The sequence below is a fragment of the Amycolatopsis decaplanina DSM 44594 genome, assembly GCF_000342005.1.
GTDB classification, from domain to species: domain Bacteria; phylum Actinomycetota; class Actinomycetes; order Mycobacteriales; family Pseudonocardiaceae; genus Amycolatopsis; species Amycolatopsis decaplanina.
The window spans coordinates 174,531-190,100 of record NZ_AOHO01000075.1 but is presented as its reverse complement, the minus strand read 5'-3'; the positions used below and the strand labels follow the sequence as shown (position 1 = coordinate 190,100).

The 15,570-nt window shown below is 68.7% G+C and carries 12 protein-coding genes and 1 pseudogene; 2 read left to right on the top strand and 11 right to left on the bottom strand.

The annotated features are described in order from the left end of the window. Window positions 1-71 precede the first annotated feature (71 nt). Window positions 72-1,160, bottom strand: a complete 1,089-nt coding sequence (locus H074_RS33395) for a nucleotide disphospho-sugar-binding domain-containing protein (RefSeq protein ID WP_007034511.1) — start codon at window positions 1,158-1,160, stop codon at window positions 72-74. Window positions 1,161-1,388: 228 nt separating this feature from the next. Here H074_RS33395 and H074_RS40830 point away from each other — a divergent pair, with 228 nt between their 5' ends. After that, on the top strand, window positions 1,389-2,249 hold the full coding sequence (locus H074_RS40830; protein WP_007034510.1) for an alpha/beta fold hydrolase: 861 nt from the start codon (window positions 1,389-1,391) through the stop codon (window positions 2,247-2,249). A gap of 12 nt (window positions 2,250-2,261) precedes the next feature. Here the strand turns inward: H074_RS40830 and H074_RS33385 are convergent, their stop codons facing one another. From H074_RS33385 to H074_RS33360, 6 genes are all read right to left on the bottom strand, one after another. Continuing rightward, window positions 2,262-3,275: a helix-turn-helix transcriptional regulator gene (locus H074_RS33385; protein ID WP_007034509.1), complete on the bottom strand. Its 1,014-nt coding sequence runs from the start codon at window positions 3,273-3,275 to the stop codon at window positions 2,262-2,264. Further along, on the bottom strand, window positions 3,272-4,105 hold the full coding sequence (locus tag H074_RS33380) for a thiopeptide-type bacteriocin biosynthesis protein (RefSeq protein ID WP_007034508.1): 834 nt from the start codon (window positions 4,103-4,105) through the stop codon (window positions 3,272-3,274). Before H074_RS33380 ends, H074_RS33385 begins: the two co-directional genes overlap by 4 nt. Beyond that, window positions 4,102-4,638 carry a hypothetical protein gene (locus tag H074_RS33375; RefSeq protein WP_007034507.1) on the bottom strand — a complete coding sequence of 179 codons (537 nt, stop codon included), beginning with the start codon at window positions 4,636-4,638 and terminating at the stop codon, window positions 4,102-4,104. The genes H074_RS33380 and H074_RS33375 overlap by 4 nt, the downstream gene beginning before the upstream one ends. After that, window positions 4,635-5,990: a hypothetical protein gene (locus tag H074_RS33370; RefSeq protein WP_007034506.1), complete on the bottom strand. Its 1,356-nt coding sequence runs from the start codon at window positions 5,988-5,990 to the stop codon at window positions 4,635-4,637. The genes H074_RS33375 and H074_RS33370 overlap by 4 nt, the downstream gene beginning before the upstream one ends. Before the next feature lie 8 nt (window positions 5,991-5,998). Next, entirely contained in the window at window positions 5,999-7,288 is a 1,290-nt protein-coding gene (locus tag H074_RS33365) for a YcaO-like family protein (protein ID WP_007034505.1), read from the bottom strand. A gap of 439 nt (window positions 7,289-7,727) precedes the next feature. After that, window positions 7,728-10,151 carry an ATP-binding protein gene (locus tag H074_RS33360; protein ID WP_007034504.1) on the bottom strand — a complete coding sequence of 808 codons (2,424 nt, stop codon included), beginning with the start codon at window positions 10,149-10,151 and terminating at the stop codon, window positions 7,728-7,730. 677 nt (window positions 10,152-10,828) lie between these two features. Here H074_RS33360 and H074_RS40825 point away from each other — a divergent pair. Beyond that, window positions 10,829-10,972, top strand: a complete 144-nt coding sequence (locus tag H074_RS40825) for a hypothetical protein (RefSeq protein ID WP_161630716.1) — start codon at window positions 10,829-10,831, stop codon at window positions 10,970-10,972. A 292-nt stretch (window positions 10,973-11,264) separates the two neighbouring features. On the opposite strand, the pseudogene H074_RS42405 reads toward H074_RS40825, so the two are convergent. The 4 genes and pseudogenes from H074_RS42405 to H074_RS33345 all read right to left on the bottom strand — a co-directional run. Then, window positions 11,265-11,370, bottom strand: a pseudogene (locus H074_RS42405) (transposase); the annotation flags it as partial. Between the two features lie 88 nt (window positions 11,371-11,458). Next, the gene (locus H074_RS33355) at window positions 11,459-12,463 is read right to left on the bottom strand and encodes an aldo/keto reductase (protein WP_007034502.1); all 1,005 of its coding nucleotides are present in this window, start codon (window positions 12,461-12,463) and stop codon (window positions 11,459-11,461) included. 40 nt (window positions 12,464-12,503) lie between these two features. Then, the gene (cmdF, locus tag H074_RS33350; RefSeq protein ID WP_007034501.1) at window positions 12,504-14,093 is read right to left on the bottom strand and encodes a tyrosine 2,3-aminomutase; all 1,590 of its coding nucleotides are present in this window, start codon (window positions 14,091-14,093) and stop codon (window positions 12,504-12,506) included. Next, entirely contained in the window at window positions 14,090-15,562 is a 1,473-nt protein-coding gene (locus H074_RS33345; RefSeq protein ID WP_200865839.1) for an MFS transporter, read from the bottom strand. Before H074_RS33345 ends, cmdF begins: the two co-directional genes overlap by 4 nt. Between the last annotated feature and the right edge of the window lie 8 nt (window positions 15,563-15,570).

Sequence of the window (15,570 nt, the reverse complement as noted above, 5' to 3'; positions counted from 1 at the left end):
GCATTGTATGACGACCATTCATATCGACGGGAAATCCGCGATTCATCGCGGGGACGGAAATCTGTATCCGATCAAACGGACAGCATGTCGAGTTGCCGGGCCAATCCGGTCGCCGCCTCCGCGGGACAGGGACGGCCGGCGTTCTCCTCGGCGAGCGCGGTGGCCGCCTGCCGCCAGTGCGGTTCGGTCAGCAGCGCGTGCACCTGATCGGCCACCGTTTCGAGATCCCCGGCCACGCCGGCGCCGGTCAGAGCGAGCTGGGTGGCGTTGAACCGCTGATCGACCACCGCCGGCAAGATCACCTGCGGCACCCCGGCGGCGAGAGCGGTCATCGTCGACCCGGCACCTCCCTGATGGACGATGGCCCGGCAACTCGCCAGCACCACGTGCAGGGCCAGCTGCGTGTCGGCCAACCGGACATTGTCCGGCAGCGCGCCGAATCGCGGCCGGGTCTTGGGGTCGACGGCGACCACGACCTCGACGCCGGACGAGGCCAGCGCTTCGGCAACGCGCGGCGCGCGGAAGAGCTCACCATCATCCACTTCGGACATCAGGGTGCCCCATGTGACGCACACCCGCGGCCGCGACGGCCGTCGCCACAACCACGACGGATGCATCGCGGTTCCGTTGTAGGGAACGAAACGGATCGGCTGACGCGGGACGAGGCCCGGTGAGGGCACTTGCATCGCCCAGGGGCAGGGGTCGACGATCAGGTCCGGGGTGTCGGGTAGTCGATCGATCCCGAACCGGCGCACCAGGTTCCCGGTGGCGACTTCCTCGGCGACCGGCATGATCGCCGAGAAATCGGCGCCCCACAGGTGTTTGACGGCCGGGATACCCAGGACCCGCGCCGCGATCGGGGCGGCCAGGTTCAGCGGATCATGCACCAGCACCTGCGGGCGCCAGTCGCGTGCGAACGCGACCAGATCATCTACCATCCCGTCCGCGCAGCCCGCGATCGCGCCGTCGACCGTGACGGACTCATCCTCCGATTCGGCCTTCCGGCTGATCCCGCCGGCGAAAAGCTCGACGAAACCGGGGTCTTCGCCGACCTCGACCGCCGTGAGACCGGAGCCGGTGATGGCGGGTGCCAGCGCCGGGTGGCCGGCGACGCGGACCTCGTGTCCGGCCGCGCGAAGCCCCCATGCGAACGGGACCATCGGATAATAGTGAGATCGCCATCCCCAAGTGCTGATCAACACGCGCATGAAAACGACCATATCAGTGACTCGCCCTCGGAATGGCGACTAAATCGTGCAGCATCATGCAATACGACGGGGGCACTCGTGCAAACAATTCTTTTCCATCTCCGCCACGCGGGGGATTACCGTCTTCATTGCGGTTATCCGCCCCGCAGCGAAGTTCGGCGGCCACAGGAGGGATCTGGCATGATGGAAGAGCCGTGGGAATCGGAAAGAGCCGGCACACTGGACGTTCCCGGGGCTCACTTGAGTTATCAGGTGCGCGGCACCGGGCCGGTGTTGCTGCTGATTCCGGGCGGCCCGGCGGGCGCGTCGATGTACGACGACATCGCACCGCTGCTCGCGAAGCACCACACCGTGATCACCTATGACCCACGCGGCTTGTCGGTGTCCACCGTCGACGATCCGAGCCGGGACATCACGGTCGAGACCCAGGCCGACGACGCGCGCCGACTGCTGCGCACGGTCACCCGAGAGCCCGCATACGTGTTCGCCACCAGTGGCGGCTGCGCCACCGCTCTCGAATTGGCCGCGACATATCCGGAACAGGTGCGCACGCTGATCGTGCACGAGCCGTCGATCGCCGAGCTGCTGCCCGGACCCGAGGAGCGCCGCGCGCACAACGCCGACGTCTACGAAACCGCCAGAACCGTCGGTGCGAGCGCGGCCTTGGGCAAGTTCCTGCCTTCCGCCGGCTTCGACGTGCCGGAGTCCCCCGACCCGGACGAACTGGTCGCGATCGTGGCGATGCGGGATCATTTGGAGGAGTTCTTCACCCCGGCGAACCTCACGGTCTTCTTCGGCCCGATGTGGCGCCCGCTGGCCGGCTACGTCCCGGATCTGGACGCGCTGCGCACCACTCCGGCGCGGGTGGTGGTCGGAGTCGGCACCACGTCGGAAGGCCAGTTCGCGTACCGGACCGCGGTACTGCTCGCCGAGCGACTGGACCTCCGACCCGTGGTGTTTCCCGGTGATCACGGCGGAATGCTGGGGCTGCCCGAGGAGTTCGCCGCGTGCTTGCTGGATGCTCTCGCCCTGCCCGGGTGACCGGCCGAGAGCTCAGAGACGACCTTCCGTGGTTTCGGCGGGCGGGTCCAGCCAGCCGTTCCGCTCGGCCAGCACACCGGCTTCGAGTCTGCTGCGCGCGCCCAGCGTCTTGAGGATGTCGGCGATGTGCTTACGCGTGGTGCGGAGCCCGAGACCGAGGTGGCGGGCGATGTTCTCGTCTTTCTTGCCCATCGCGAGCAAGCCGACGATGGCCCGGTGTATCCCGGCCGGCGGCGGTATCTGCGCGTGAAGAGGTACGGAGAAGGACCACAGGGAGTCCAGCAGCGTCTTGACCACCGCGTGGGCGGCCGGATGCTGGTAGACGAAGAACCGCCGTGCGGGGGAGGACGGGCCGGAAGCGGGCAGCGCCAGCGCGCCGGCCGAAGGGCCCGCGGCGACGGCCGTGAGGGGGATCTGACGGCAGCTCCGGACCCGGATCGCGCGGTGTTCGGTGAACTGGGGGCGAAGCGTGCTCCCATGCGGTAACACCAGGTGCACCTGACGGCCGGGCGGGATCAGTGCCGGTGTGAGCAAGGCACCGACCCCGCAGTCGGCGAAGCCGGGCCCCGGGCCCCCTGAACACGCGAAGAGGTTTTGCGGACCGGTTCGGAGATGCTCGGCGAGGAACGCGTGAGCCTCGTGTTCGGTGGCGACCGGCTCGAACAAGGTGGCCGAACCGTTCCCGCGCTCCGAGTCGACACCGTGCAACAGGGTGAAGTGCCGCCCGAGGGCGGAGATCTGGAGCAGGTGGTCGACCAGGACGTGTTGGGTCCGGCGGGCGAGCGCGTCCACGGCGAGCCCCGGATTGACCGCCTCCCAGCCGTTTCCGGGGGCGGGCCGGACCAACCCGCTTTCGGCGAGCTGTGCGATGGCCTCGCTCGTGTCGTCATCTCGTCCGCGCGTGGTGTCGGCCCCGAGAATGCCGGGGTTGAGCACGATCTGGTGATAGAGCCTGATCGCTTCGGGGCTCAACCGCGGCATCGATGTCCCGGCGAGGGACGGTGTCGGTTCGACTTCGGTGGTCATTTTCCGCCTCCGATCATGGCCAGCCCGATCATGGCTTCCTCGGCGGGCAGATAGCCAAGCCGGTTCATGCTCATGTGCAGGTGGTGGAAGAACAGCCGCGAACGCCGTGATGGCGCGGTCGCGTGTATCCGGCGCGCCAGCCGGTCGCTCCAGGCGCGCAGGAGGTCGATCTCGGTCTCGGTGGGCGGATGATTCCCGATCGTGGTGACAACGGTGTCGAGCCGCTTCTGCAGAGCCGCCTTGGACTGCCTGAGCAGACGCAGATGCTCGCCCCAGTAGTTGCGGTGGAACGGCCAGAATTCGCGGATCTCCGCTTCGGTGAGTACCGCGGCCGCGGCCTCGCGCATCAGACGGGCGGCGAGCCCGGCGCGTGCGCCGGGCTGTGCCTTGCTCGTCGCGTCGAGGTCGAGCATCAGCTCACTCGAGTCCTGGAAGGCGGTTTCGGCGTCGGGAAGGTGGTCACGGCCGTACTTGTCGATTTCCGGTTCGTAGCAGCCGAGCCGGACACCGGACGGCCCCGGGGTGTCGAGCGCGCCCGCTTCGGGAATGAGCCGCCGGTGCTCAGGGGCCGGCGGCCGGTCGGTCGTGGCGACGAGTTCACGCAGCGGGCCGCTTCGCTCGTCCAGCGTGTCCAGCGCGTCCGGGTCCGCCTGGATGCGGAGTCTGATGTGGACACCGGTCGCATCGAGGTAGCGGATGAAGTACCAGCACCTCGCGTCGATCTCTCCGGCGGTCCGCTTCGCCCACCGGCTCGCTCCCGCCGCGACGGTGTCCATACCGGAAACCGCGCCCGGATACAGCCGGGCGTACCACCATTCGTACCCGTTCATTCCACGTCCCATCGCCGCGGTGACGTCGCACGGAGCGACAGTCCGCAAAGGATCGCGCGACCGGCGCCGTCGGCCGGGACCAGCGACCTCAAATCCCCGAACGAAACCGGGCGGCAACGCTCGGCGCTCAGACCCGCCCGCGCGGCGGCGCGGGCCATCGCCGCGCACTGTCTCCCCGCGGCGGTGAGCAGCATCCGGTAGCCATGCCCACCGTGCGTGGCGACGGCCGTTTCGATGTCACCCAGCAGGGAGAGGACCGCGGTCCCGGGTGCGAGATCCTGATGTCCGGGGCCGAGATGGCCGAATGTGCCGTCCTCGTGCGCCACGCTCACGCCGTCGCGCATTCCCGGGATCGAGCGGGTGGAGATCACCAGCTCGGTGCTCCGGCGACGACGGGCGACGACGTCGCGCAGCGCCGGGGGCGGTGACACGGGCACGCCGAGCGGTATGGGCAGGCGTGACACCGGCGCCGTCGCCCGGGCGGCTGTCCCGAACGAGACGAGCACCTCGGCCATCTCCGGTTGGATGATCATCGAACCTCCCTGATTTCCAGCACAGCGAGCACCGGTTCGCGTTCCAAGACGGGTGCGGGCAGCCAGGCGACCTGGTCGTCGGACCAGCCGTCGAGTACCGCTGCGTGGTCACCGAGTGCTTCCCGGAGTACTTCGATCGCCCAGCCCGCTTCGACGAGGAGTTCATGCAGCGCCGCACTTCCGGCCCACCGTGTGGCGGTTTCGACCGTTCCTGTCAGCACGACCATCGCGGGAGCGGACGAGGTGACGGTGGACAGCAGCGCCAGTTCGGGAGCGTCCCGGATGACGCCGAAAACCGCCCGGAGGGTCCCGGCTTCGCCCGGGAACAGCACATGACAGCGCAGGGACGCGACCGGGTTTCCCGCCCACGCCCGTTGCACCGGCGTGCCGATGCCCACGGCCGGGACGCGGCGGGCGAGCGGCCATTCGGCCGGGCGGGTCTTCGGGCCCGGCGACGGTGCGACCCGGCCGAGAGTGGCTTCGTACCGGACGGCCGCGCTCGCGGGCCGAGGGGTGATCCCGTGCAGCACCGAGCAGTCCGGGCAGCCAGGGCGCGATGCTTTGGCCACGAGCCGGGTCCGGCCGGATTCGAAGTCGATGTGCTGCGACCAGGCGACGTCGTCGTGGCGGGCGGTGGCCAGTACCGGGATTCGTGCGGCGACGAACGCCGCGGCGAGGTCTCGGTACCTGCCCGGCAGCGCGATGGGCTCATCGGTGCCTTCGGTGACGCAGCGCGGGCACGGGTTCGCGCCGGGCCGGGTGACCGGTCCGATCGCGAGTTCGCCGCCCGCCGTCCGGACCGGGAGGACGGCGCTACCGGTGCGCCAGCGATCGACCAGCTCCGCGGCGGAACCGCCCACCACGAGCGTCCCACTTGACGACTGCCGTCGGCCACGCGTGGCCGACGCCTCGCGCACTTTCGTCGCGAACGCGTCCTCTCCCGGCACTTCGACGGTGATGGCCGCGAAGGCGTCCCGCACTTCTTCCCCGCTGCGCGAATCGGCGCGATGCCCGGCCACAGAAGCGAAGAAGCCGGCAACCGCGGAACCTGGCCCCGGCGCCGTCGCGACGGATTCCACCGCGCCGTGCCTGCCGAGCAAGGAAAGCATGAGTTCGACTTCGTGTTCCAGCACACCGACCGCTTCGGAGAGTTCCCGGATTCCGCGGCTGCCGTCGAGGGCTCCGAGCAAGGCGGGCACGCACGTCGTGGCCGCCTTGCCGTACAGCCGCACGGGGGTCACCGAGCCGCCGAGCACCAGCGTGTCGCCGACCGCGGCGGAGCGCAGGCCGCGGCGACGGCGGAGGAAACCGGAGGCCGCACCGTGGGGTGTGGTGTGGAGGACAGGGTTCATGGTGTTCCTCATGCCATCGGCTGCGGGAGCGGGTTGAGCCGGTGTTCCGGCTGAACGGTGTGGTTCATCGTGGCCGGAGCCGTGGCCAGCCTCGGAGTGCCGAGCATGCGCACCGTGGTGCCGAAGGTGAGCGGCACGGCCTGGGGCACCAGTACTTTCACCACGACCGTGCCCGTCGCGCGTGCCTCGACCGGGGTGATGTCGACGGCGAGAACCTCCGCGCCGCTGTCGCGGAGCCGGGAGACCACCCACGCAAGCTGCCGGACCGGATCGTCGGTGCCGGGCCCGGGAAGGTCGGCGAAGGACCGGACCGGGCGCGGCCCCTCCAGCAAGAAGTCGAAATTCTTCCTGGCGGCCAGTGCGCCGTTGACGAAAGCGCCGCCGCAGGCACCATCGAGGATCGTGTCCGCGCCGTCCGCCGGTGCGGTGGAGCGCAACGCCGTCCGGAGCATGGCCAGCTCTCGGTGGATCTTGGCGGTGGCGGCCACCGGGTCCAGTCCCGCCGTCGTGGCGACCACTTGGGCGAGCAGCCGGTCGTCGTCCGAGAGTTGCAGGCCGAAGAAGGCCGGGACACCGAAGTCGGTGGTGGCGTCGAAGATCAAGGTCTCCAGGCCGGCCTCGCGGCTCCGCTCGGCGTAAGGACGCAGGGAAGGCGGAAGATCCCGGGACGAGACCGCCAGCCTGGGCAGGCGGAGGCGGTGCAGCCAGGTCAGCATGAGGGCGTCACGTTCGATGACCTCGAGCAAGCCGCCGAGCACCGCGCGCGGGTAGTCCACATGGGCCGCGCTGCCGCTGGAATTGCCACGGGTGAAGGACTCGGCGGGGGTGCCGGGTGCCAGGCGTAGCCACACCATGCGAGCGGGCACGTACCGAGGTCGCTCCTGGGTGAGCGACCAGGCCCTGACCCACTGGATACGAGCCCCGTCGTCCGGCCGGGTCAACGGGAAGCGCGGAGCGGCGAACTCGGCCGCCGAAGGCCGGGGCCACTCGCTCGGGGCCACGGCGTCCGGACCGAGTTCGTCGGCGCTCGCCGTGATCAGAAGGTCTTCACGGACGGCGAGGGTCGCATAACGCTCGAGTGACTCCGCGGCACTCAGGAGTTCGGCCCGCTCAGGATCGAGATCGCCGCCCGCGCCGTCGAAATTCCCGTCAGTGGCCATCGAACGGCGCCAGCCACCCAGCCGCGGGAAGATCTCTCCGACCTCGCCGAGGAAGCTCACCCCGATCGGGATCCGCGGCTCCCCGAGCGTGTTCCCCGTCCGGCCGACCAGGCCGTACGGCGAGACCAAGGCACGCATGGCCGCCAGCGAATCCGCCGACCCTTTCGGTGCGTATGTGTGGTTTCCCGTCCGTGGGGTCATCGCCCGTCCTCCGGCTCTGGTTCCGGCGTCACGACTTCGGGAACAGCCGCTCGCACAGCGCGGCAGCCGTGGTCCTGGCCGGTACGAGGTTCACCATGTCCGTCAACTCTCGTCGTCACGTCTGTGAAAAGTCTGCAGGCGATCAGTAAGCGCTTTCTCGCTGGACGTGAAGACTGTTCGGTTTACTCACTGCCACCGCTTTGGGCTGATTGAACATCGTGCTGCCACGTTTGGTCATGAAGAAGCACCGGCAGAACCCGAAGGTAGGGGTTTTTGCCGGTGCTTTTGCGGGTGAATAATATGAATAAGTATCGCGTTCAGCTCGTCGGGATGTCCATGCCCGGTTTTCGGCCGGAAACCAAGCGAGTGTGAGGTCTCAGCCGGCGCCGGCGACGGGCTGGTCCGTGCGTCTGATACCGAGCAGGCCGGCGAGTTTGCGGGCGGTCTCCCTGTTCGCGGGCGTCTCGTAGCGGGTGCATTCGGTGAGCGCCTGGATCCGGTATTCCCTGGCGAGGCCGGGCTCATTTCGCTGTTCGTAGAGTTCCGACAGTTGTTCCAGGATGCGGACCCTGTCGTCGGACCAGCGATTGTCGGCCAGCAGCTGGAAAGCGGACAGCAGTTGATCCGTCGCTTCGGCGAGGCGGCGAGAATTGAGCAGAGCCTGTCCGCGTCTGTGCTGTACGCGGGCTACGCCGACTACCGCCCCGTGCTTCCTGAACAACGCTTCGGCCTCGTCGAAAACCGGCAGGGCCGCTTGGAGGTCACCGAGGTCGGCAAGGGTCTCGGCGAACCGCGTCAGCACCATGGACAGCAGTTCGTCGTTGCCCGGGGTGCTGGCCTGACCTCGGTAGTGGGCGACACACCGGCGGTGCAGTGTCACGGCTTCGTCGAGTTCGCCGGTCATGTGCAACTGCTTGCCCAGCCATGACATCGACAGGTACTGACCGGTCGGGTAGCCGGCCTGCTCGAACAAGGCGACGGCGCGACGGTTGTGGCGCACGGCCTCCGCGGGCAAGGTCAGGCGTGAGTCGATCGCTGAGCGGTAGTAGTAGGCCCATGCCTCCAGGACGAGATCCCCGACCTCGGTCGCGGCCGCGACTGCGCGATCGTGCACTTCCAGCGCTTCGTACGGCTTGCCGCACAGGACGCTGAGCGCCCAGCACAGAAAGTTGCACTGTTCCGCTTCGGCACGACGGTCGCCCAGCGCACGCGCCGCTTCCGCCCCCGCACCGAACACCTCGCACCACAGTTCGCCGTCTCCGCGCAGGTCGGAGTACCAGTGCATGGCGGTCGCCAGGTCCAGGACCCGGCGGTGTTCCCCCTGGGCGGCGGCGGTGCGCAGCGAGCAGCGCCAATGGGACTGTTCCGCTTCCAGCCACCTGGTCGCGGACTGGCGGTCGTAGACGGGATCCGGCCCTTCGACGGCGCCGACGTCCGTGCGGTCGTGGTCGAAGTACAGGGCGGCCTTGATGGCGACCTCGAGTAACCAGTGCTGTGTCCGGCGCAGGGCGTCCTGTGTTTCCTCCGCGCTTCCTTCGAGTTCCAGGCGCTCGCGGGCGAAGACGCGCAACAGGTCGTGGCAGGTGTACCGCCCGCAGGCCCCGCTGGCGCCGAGCAGGCTGGCGTCCGCGAGTTTCTCCAAGCTGAGCTCGGCCGTTTCCTCCGGTTGCCCCGAGACGACCGCGGCCAGTTCGACCGAAACATCCGATCCCGGCACCAGGGCGAGGCGCCGGAACATGCTCGCGGCATCGGGATCGAGGTGGTGGTAGGAGATTTCGAAGGCGGTGCGCACCTGCAGATCCCCGGCGGTGAGCACGGACAAGCGGCGCCTCTCGTCCTCCAGTCGGTCGGCGAGGTACGAGATCGGCCACTGGGTGCGGCTGGCCAGCCGGTTGCCCGCGATGATGAGCGCGAGCGGGATGCCGCCGCACAGGGCGGCGACCCGTCTCGCTTCCTCCGGTTCGGCGGCGACGCGGTGCTGGCCGGCGACGAGGGCCAGCAGTTCGACCGCGTGGTCCGAGGTGAGGCGGTCCAGCCCGATCCGGTGCCGGACGTCCAATCCGGTCAGGGTGTTACGGCTGCTGACCAGGACGAGCGTGCCGTTGCTGGTCGCCAGCAACGGCCGCACCTGTGCCTCGTCGGCGGCGTTGTCGAGCACCAGCAGCACCGTGCGGTCGCGGAGCAACGAGCGGTAGAGCGACAGCCGGTCGTCGGGATCGTTGGGGACCACGCGCTCGTCCAGGCCGAACGCGTGCAGCAGTTGCCGGACCGCTCGATCGGGGGTGAGCGGGGCGCGGTCCGTGCCGCGCAGATCCAGGTAAAGACAGCCGTCGGTGAAGCTTTCCTTCAAACGGTGCGCCGCGTTCACGGCCAGCGCGGTCTTGCCGGCGCCTGGCAGCCCGTGAACGACCGCGAGCTGCAAACGGCAGGACGCGACGGCTTCGAGCGCGTACCGCTCCAATGCCTCCAGATCGGCGTCCCGCCCGGTCAACTCGGTCAGCTCCGGTGGCAGCACGCAGCTCCTCGTCAGCGTGCCGGTGGGGTCGGGCCTGTCCGTGTCGGCCGGTGTCCGCCGTCCGGCGCGGCCGGCGTCCGCGAACTCCTGGTGTTCGTCGGATGTCAGCCCGAGGCCTTCGGAGAGGAGTTCAACGGTCCGGCGCTGTGGCGTGCGGACCCGGCCGCGTTCCATGTAGCTGATCGCCCGCACGCTGATGCCGGTCCGCTCGGCGAGCTCTTCCTGCGTCATCGACGAACGCAGCCGGTAGAGCCGCAGGAACTCACCGAATGCTCTTGTGCCCACGCAACCACACTCCTCCACTGTCATGCCTCGAAGGTGGCATCGACGTTATAGGTCCACGTCGCCATGAGCCCTTGGCATGGTTTCGTGATACCTGTAAGGGCGATCAATAGACCCTATCGGCTGTAAAAGTTCTGTTCGGCGGACTGTTGCCGGGTTACGTTACGTCACAATGGAGTCACAATGAAATGCAAGTTCACGATATGGGATTACGGTGAGGGTTACCGTAGTGGACATGCTTGTATTGTGTTCAATGAATATGTCGAACCTTGGCTCCATGCCTTGGTGGTCGCGCTCCGCGGCCGTGGTCCTTGGCTTCGCTGTCAAGGTCGGCGGTCTGCCGTGTGGGCGGAGCCGACCTTCCCGCTCAGTGAGAACTCCGGAATGGTATTTGCGTATCGGGGTCGGCGGAAAACTGCGCCGGGCGAAGCAATGTTCCGATCGAACAGTCGAATACCGATGCCGTGACTCGTGAACGAAGTTCACAGTGAACGATCTGGTCGAAATCGCGCATGACAGCGTTGTCGGCCCGGTTTCGCGTGATCACCGCCCCGGCGGACCTGGTCGCGTAGGCCCCAGGTGACCAGGTGACGCGGCCTCGTCGTGTGACCGGGTGCCGGTGCGGGTCCACAGTGGAAAGTGTGGTCTCTTGTGCACATCAACCGAAGGAGCATCTTGTGATGACGGTGAAGTGGTCCAAAGTGGTCTCCGTGCTCGCGGTCGTGGCCGGTCTTCTGGTCGCGGGCGGCGAGGCGTGGGCGGACACGATCTATCCTGGTCACAGTTACGTCGAATCAGTGCGAACCGGTGAAGACGGCCACTGAGTGGTAAGGCAGGCGACTCGAACCAGGGCGAGCGGAGGGTCCTGCCAGGGATACGGCACCTATAGAGCCGTGGTCGAGTGGCGACAGGTGCGGCTGTGGGACGAGGCGGAAGAGCCCGAGGGATTCCCCGTCGATGGCGAGGTCTTCGATCCAGTCCGCGCGCAGCCCCCTTTCCGGGCACCGGCCGTGTGCTGATGCGCCCGGACACTCGTGGAGTAGACGCTGATCACGAACTCGACGCTGTCCTCCAACGGGCCTAGGGAGAGTCGTCTTTGACGATCACGTGCTCCAGGACCCCGGTCCCAGGTTCCGTCCGCGGTCCACTTCCGCAACCGCTCATGCGCGGTCTTCCACGGCCCATGCCGATCCGGCAGATCACGCCACGGCGCACCCGTGCGCTCATGCCACCGCCCGACCTCGGCGAAATCACCCCGCATCACCCGGCGAACCTCCCGGACCACGGCGGGTACACCGACTCGACGCGGATCAGAGACCGTTCATGTGCATGGCGTCTTCCGGGTAGCGCTTGCCCCTCGTGATGCCGGCCGGTACCGCCGCGTCGAGCAGTGCCATGTCCTCAGGACCGAGCCGCAGCGAGGCGGCCCGAAGGTTTTCCTCGAGTGTGCGCCGGCGTTTGGTGCCCGGGATCGGCACGATGTCGTCGCCTTTGGCCAGGAGCCACGCCAGGCATACCTGCGCGGCGCTCGCGCCGACACGGCCTGCGATGACACCGACCACGTCGACGGCGGCGGAATTCGCGCAGAAGTTCTCGCCCTGGAAGCGAGGATCCTTCCTGCGGTAGTCACCGTCTGCGTACTCCTCGGCCGGTTTGGCTGTTCCGGTCAGGAAACCGCGGCCCAGCGGGGAATAGGCGACCAAGCCGATTCCCAGTTCGCGCAGGAGGGGAAGGATCTCGGCCTCGATGTGGCGCTCCCACAAGGCGTACTCGGTCTGCAGGGCGGTCACGGGGGTGACCGCGTGCGCGCGACGGATCGTGGCCGTCCCGGCTTCGGAAAGGCCGAAGTACCTGACCTTGCCCGCAGTGATCAGTCCGCCGACGGCATCAGCCACGTCCTCGATCGGGACCGTGAGATCGACGCGGTGTTGTGACAGCAGATCGATCCGGTCGGTGCGCAGCCGGACGAGCATCGCGTCGACGGTCCGGCGGATGTGGCCGGGCCTGCTGTTCATCCGGCCGCGGGTGCCGTCCGGGGCGTACTCCCAGCCGAACTTCGTGGAGATGAACGCCTCGTCGCGCCGGTGGCGCAACGCGGTGCCGAGCAGTTCTTCGTTGTCGAACGGTCCGTAAACCTCCGCGGTGTCGAAGAAGGTGCAGCCGAGGTCGAGCGCCCGGTGGACGGTGGCGATCGACTCGGTGTCGTCCGCGGCGCCGTAGGCCCGGCTCATCCCGAAGCACCCGAGCCCGAGCGCGGACACGGCGGGACCGTCCGACCCCAGAACACGCGTGGGCAGGACATCGTCGTACGTCACCGAGACCCCTTTCCGAGCCGGAGTGAACCGAGAACGACCTTCACCGCAGCTCGGCTCCGTGGCGGACGACCGCGTCGAGGAAATCGCCGCGGGCGATCGCGGCGGCCAGCGCGCCGATGTCGTCGCTCAGATACCGGTCCCTGTCCAGGGCCGGGACCGTCGCCCGGACCTGGTCGTGGGTGATCCGGCCGAGCGGGCCGAGACGCGTGTACCGGCCTGACACGTCGACGGCTTGCGCGGCGGCGAGCAGTTCCACCGCCAGGATCCAGTTGTTGTTCGCCAGCACACGGCGGGCGTTCCTCGCCCCGATCAGGCCCATGCTGACCACGTCCTGGTTGTCGGCGTTGGCGGGCACGCTCTGGGTGCTGGCGGGGCCGATGGTCCGGTTTTCGGCGACCAGCGCGCTGGCCGGGTACTGCGCTCCGGCGAGCCCGCTGTGCAGGCCGGGATCGTTCGCGATGAGGAACTCGGGCAGCCCGTCGTTGAGATGCCGGTTCAGCAGCCGATGCGTGCGTCGTTCGGAGAACACGCCGAGCTGGGTGAGCGCGATCGTGCAGTGGTCCATCGCGAAAGCGATCGGCTGGCCGTGGAAATTCGCGCCGTGGAAGATCTCTTCTTCCCCGGGTTCGCCGAAGAACAGCGGATTGTCGTTGGCGGAGTTGAGTTCGATCTCCAGGGTGGCTTCGGCTTGCCGGAGGGTGTCGCGGACGGCGCCGAGCACCTGCGGCACCGCGCGCAGGGTGTACGCCTTCTGCAGGTAGACCTCGCCGTCGCCGTCGCGCGCCTGCCGGGAGAGTTCGGCGTGGCCGACGGCGAGCCCGCTGCCGTCCAACAGCACGCGCAGGTTCGCCGCGGTGTCGATCTGACCCCGGTGGGGCCGGGCCCGCTCGTGCCCCGCGGCGAGGAACGGGCTCGTCGAGCCGCGCAGCACTTCCACGACCAGCGCGGAGATGATCTCGGCCTGCCGCACCTGGTCCAGCGCCCGGCCGACCACCAGGGCGCCGAGCCCGGTCATCGCCGACGTGCCGTTGATCAGTGCGAGACCTTCCTTGGCCCGCAAGGTGAGCGGCACGATCCCGTGCCGTTCGAGGACCGGGCCGGTCGGTGTCCGTTCGCCGTCTTCGAGGACGTATCCCTCGCCGATCAGGGTGACGGCGACATGCGAGAGCGGCGCGAGGTCCCCGCTGGCGCCCAGCGACCCCATCTCCGGCACGGCCGGGGTGATGTTCAGGTTCAGGTACGCGGCCAGCCGGTCGAGGACGGCCGGGCGCACGGCCGAGTAGCCCTTGGCGAGCGCGTTGAGCCGGGCCGCGATCATCGCCCTGACCTCGTCCTCGGCGAACAGCGGGCCGACCCCGGCGCTGTGGCTGCGGACGAGATTCGTCTGCAGTGCCACCTCGTCGCCCGCCCCGACCGGATGGTGCACCAGTTCGCCGTACCCGGTGGTGACGCCGTAGACCGGGACGCCCCGGCCCACCAGTTCCTCGAACGACTTCCGGTTGCTCTCGACGTCGGCCAGCGCGGACGGGGCCACGGTGCACGGCGCCCGGTACTCGGCGATCCGCCGGACACCGGCGAGGTCCAGGCCTTCACCGTCGAGTTCGACCGGTCGGTGACCCCTCGTCGTCACAGTCCGGCTCCCGCCTCTGTCGCCGTCCTCGATCGGCCGAGCACCCAGCTCAGCACCGCTGTCGCCACGGCGAGCGCCGCGAGCACCCCGCAGGTGACGACGAACGCGTCGCCGAAGTCGCTCGCGGGGATCGACGCCGTGTCCTGCGGATTGCGCCCCAGCGCGGCGCGGTAGACCGTGCCGATCCCCGCGATCCCGACGGCCATCGCGGCCTGGGTGACGGTGTTCAGCACCCCCGAACCCGCTCCGGTGAGATCGGCGGGCACCTGGGCCATGGCGATGCCGACCAACGGCGAGACCACCAGTCCCTGCCCGATCCCGGACAGCCCGATGGTGGCCGCGAGCGCGACGGCCTGGGTGCTGGTGCCGGCCTGCACGATGAACGGCATCGGCAGGAAGCTCGCGAACATCAGCAGCGCACCGGTGATCAGCACCCGGGTGCCGTAGCGCTCGGCCAGGCGGCGCCCGGCCACCGAGGCCACCGCGAACCCGACGCCCAAGGGCACGAACACCACCCCGGTGGCCAGCGGGTCCAGGTTCAGCGCGGACTGGAGGTAGTAGGTCAGCACCAGGAAGTAGCCCGCGTTGCCGGCGAAGAACACCGTCACCGTCGCCATGCTGGCCGGGAACCCGCGCCCGCGCAGGACCCGGGCCGGCAGCAGCGGATCCCCGCCGCGCGCGGCGAGCCTGTTCTCGTACCGGAATAGGACGGCCGTCAGCAGCGCCGCGGCGGCGAAACAGACCCAGATCCACAGCGGCCAGCCGTGTTCCGGGCCGAGCGACAACGGGATCAGCAGGATGGGCAGCACGGACGCGGTGAGCACCGTCCCCACCATGTCCAGCCGCGCGGTGACCTCGCTCCGGCTCTCCCGGACCGTCGACGGCGCGGCCAGCAGGATGAGCAGCCCGATCGGCACGTTGATCAGGAAGATCGTCCGCCACTCCAGACCGGCGACGTCCACGTTCAGGAGCAGCCCGCCGCCGATCAGCCCGGCGACCACTCCGAGCCCGATCACCGACCCGTAGGCGCCGATCGCGCGCTGCCGGTCCCGCTGACGGGCGAACGTGCCCTGGATGATCGACAGCACCTGAGGCATCAGGACGGCCGCCGCGGCGCCCTGCACGACGCGCGCCACGATCAGGAGATTCGCCGTGGGGCACAACGCGCACAGCAACGAGGCGACGGTGAACGCCGCCACGCCGTACTGGAACACCTTCTTGCGGCCGAAACGGTCGCCGAGCTTTCCGCCGGTCACCATGCCCGCCGCGTAGGCGATCACGTAACCGTCGATGACGAACTGGATCTGGCCGAAGCTGGCGCCCAGATCCGCTTGGATCGGCGGGCTGGCCACGTTCACGATGAACATGTCGATCTGGCCCATGAACGTGGCCAGCAGGACCACCCCGATCCCTGCCCAGTCCCGAGGAGTCGGCACGGTCGAGGGGGATGTGTCCGCGACGGCAACCATTTTCGTCC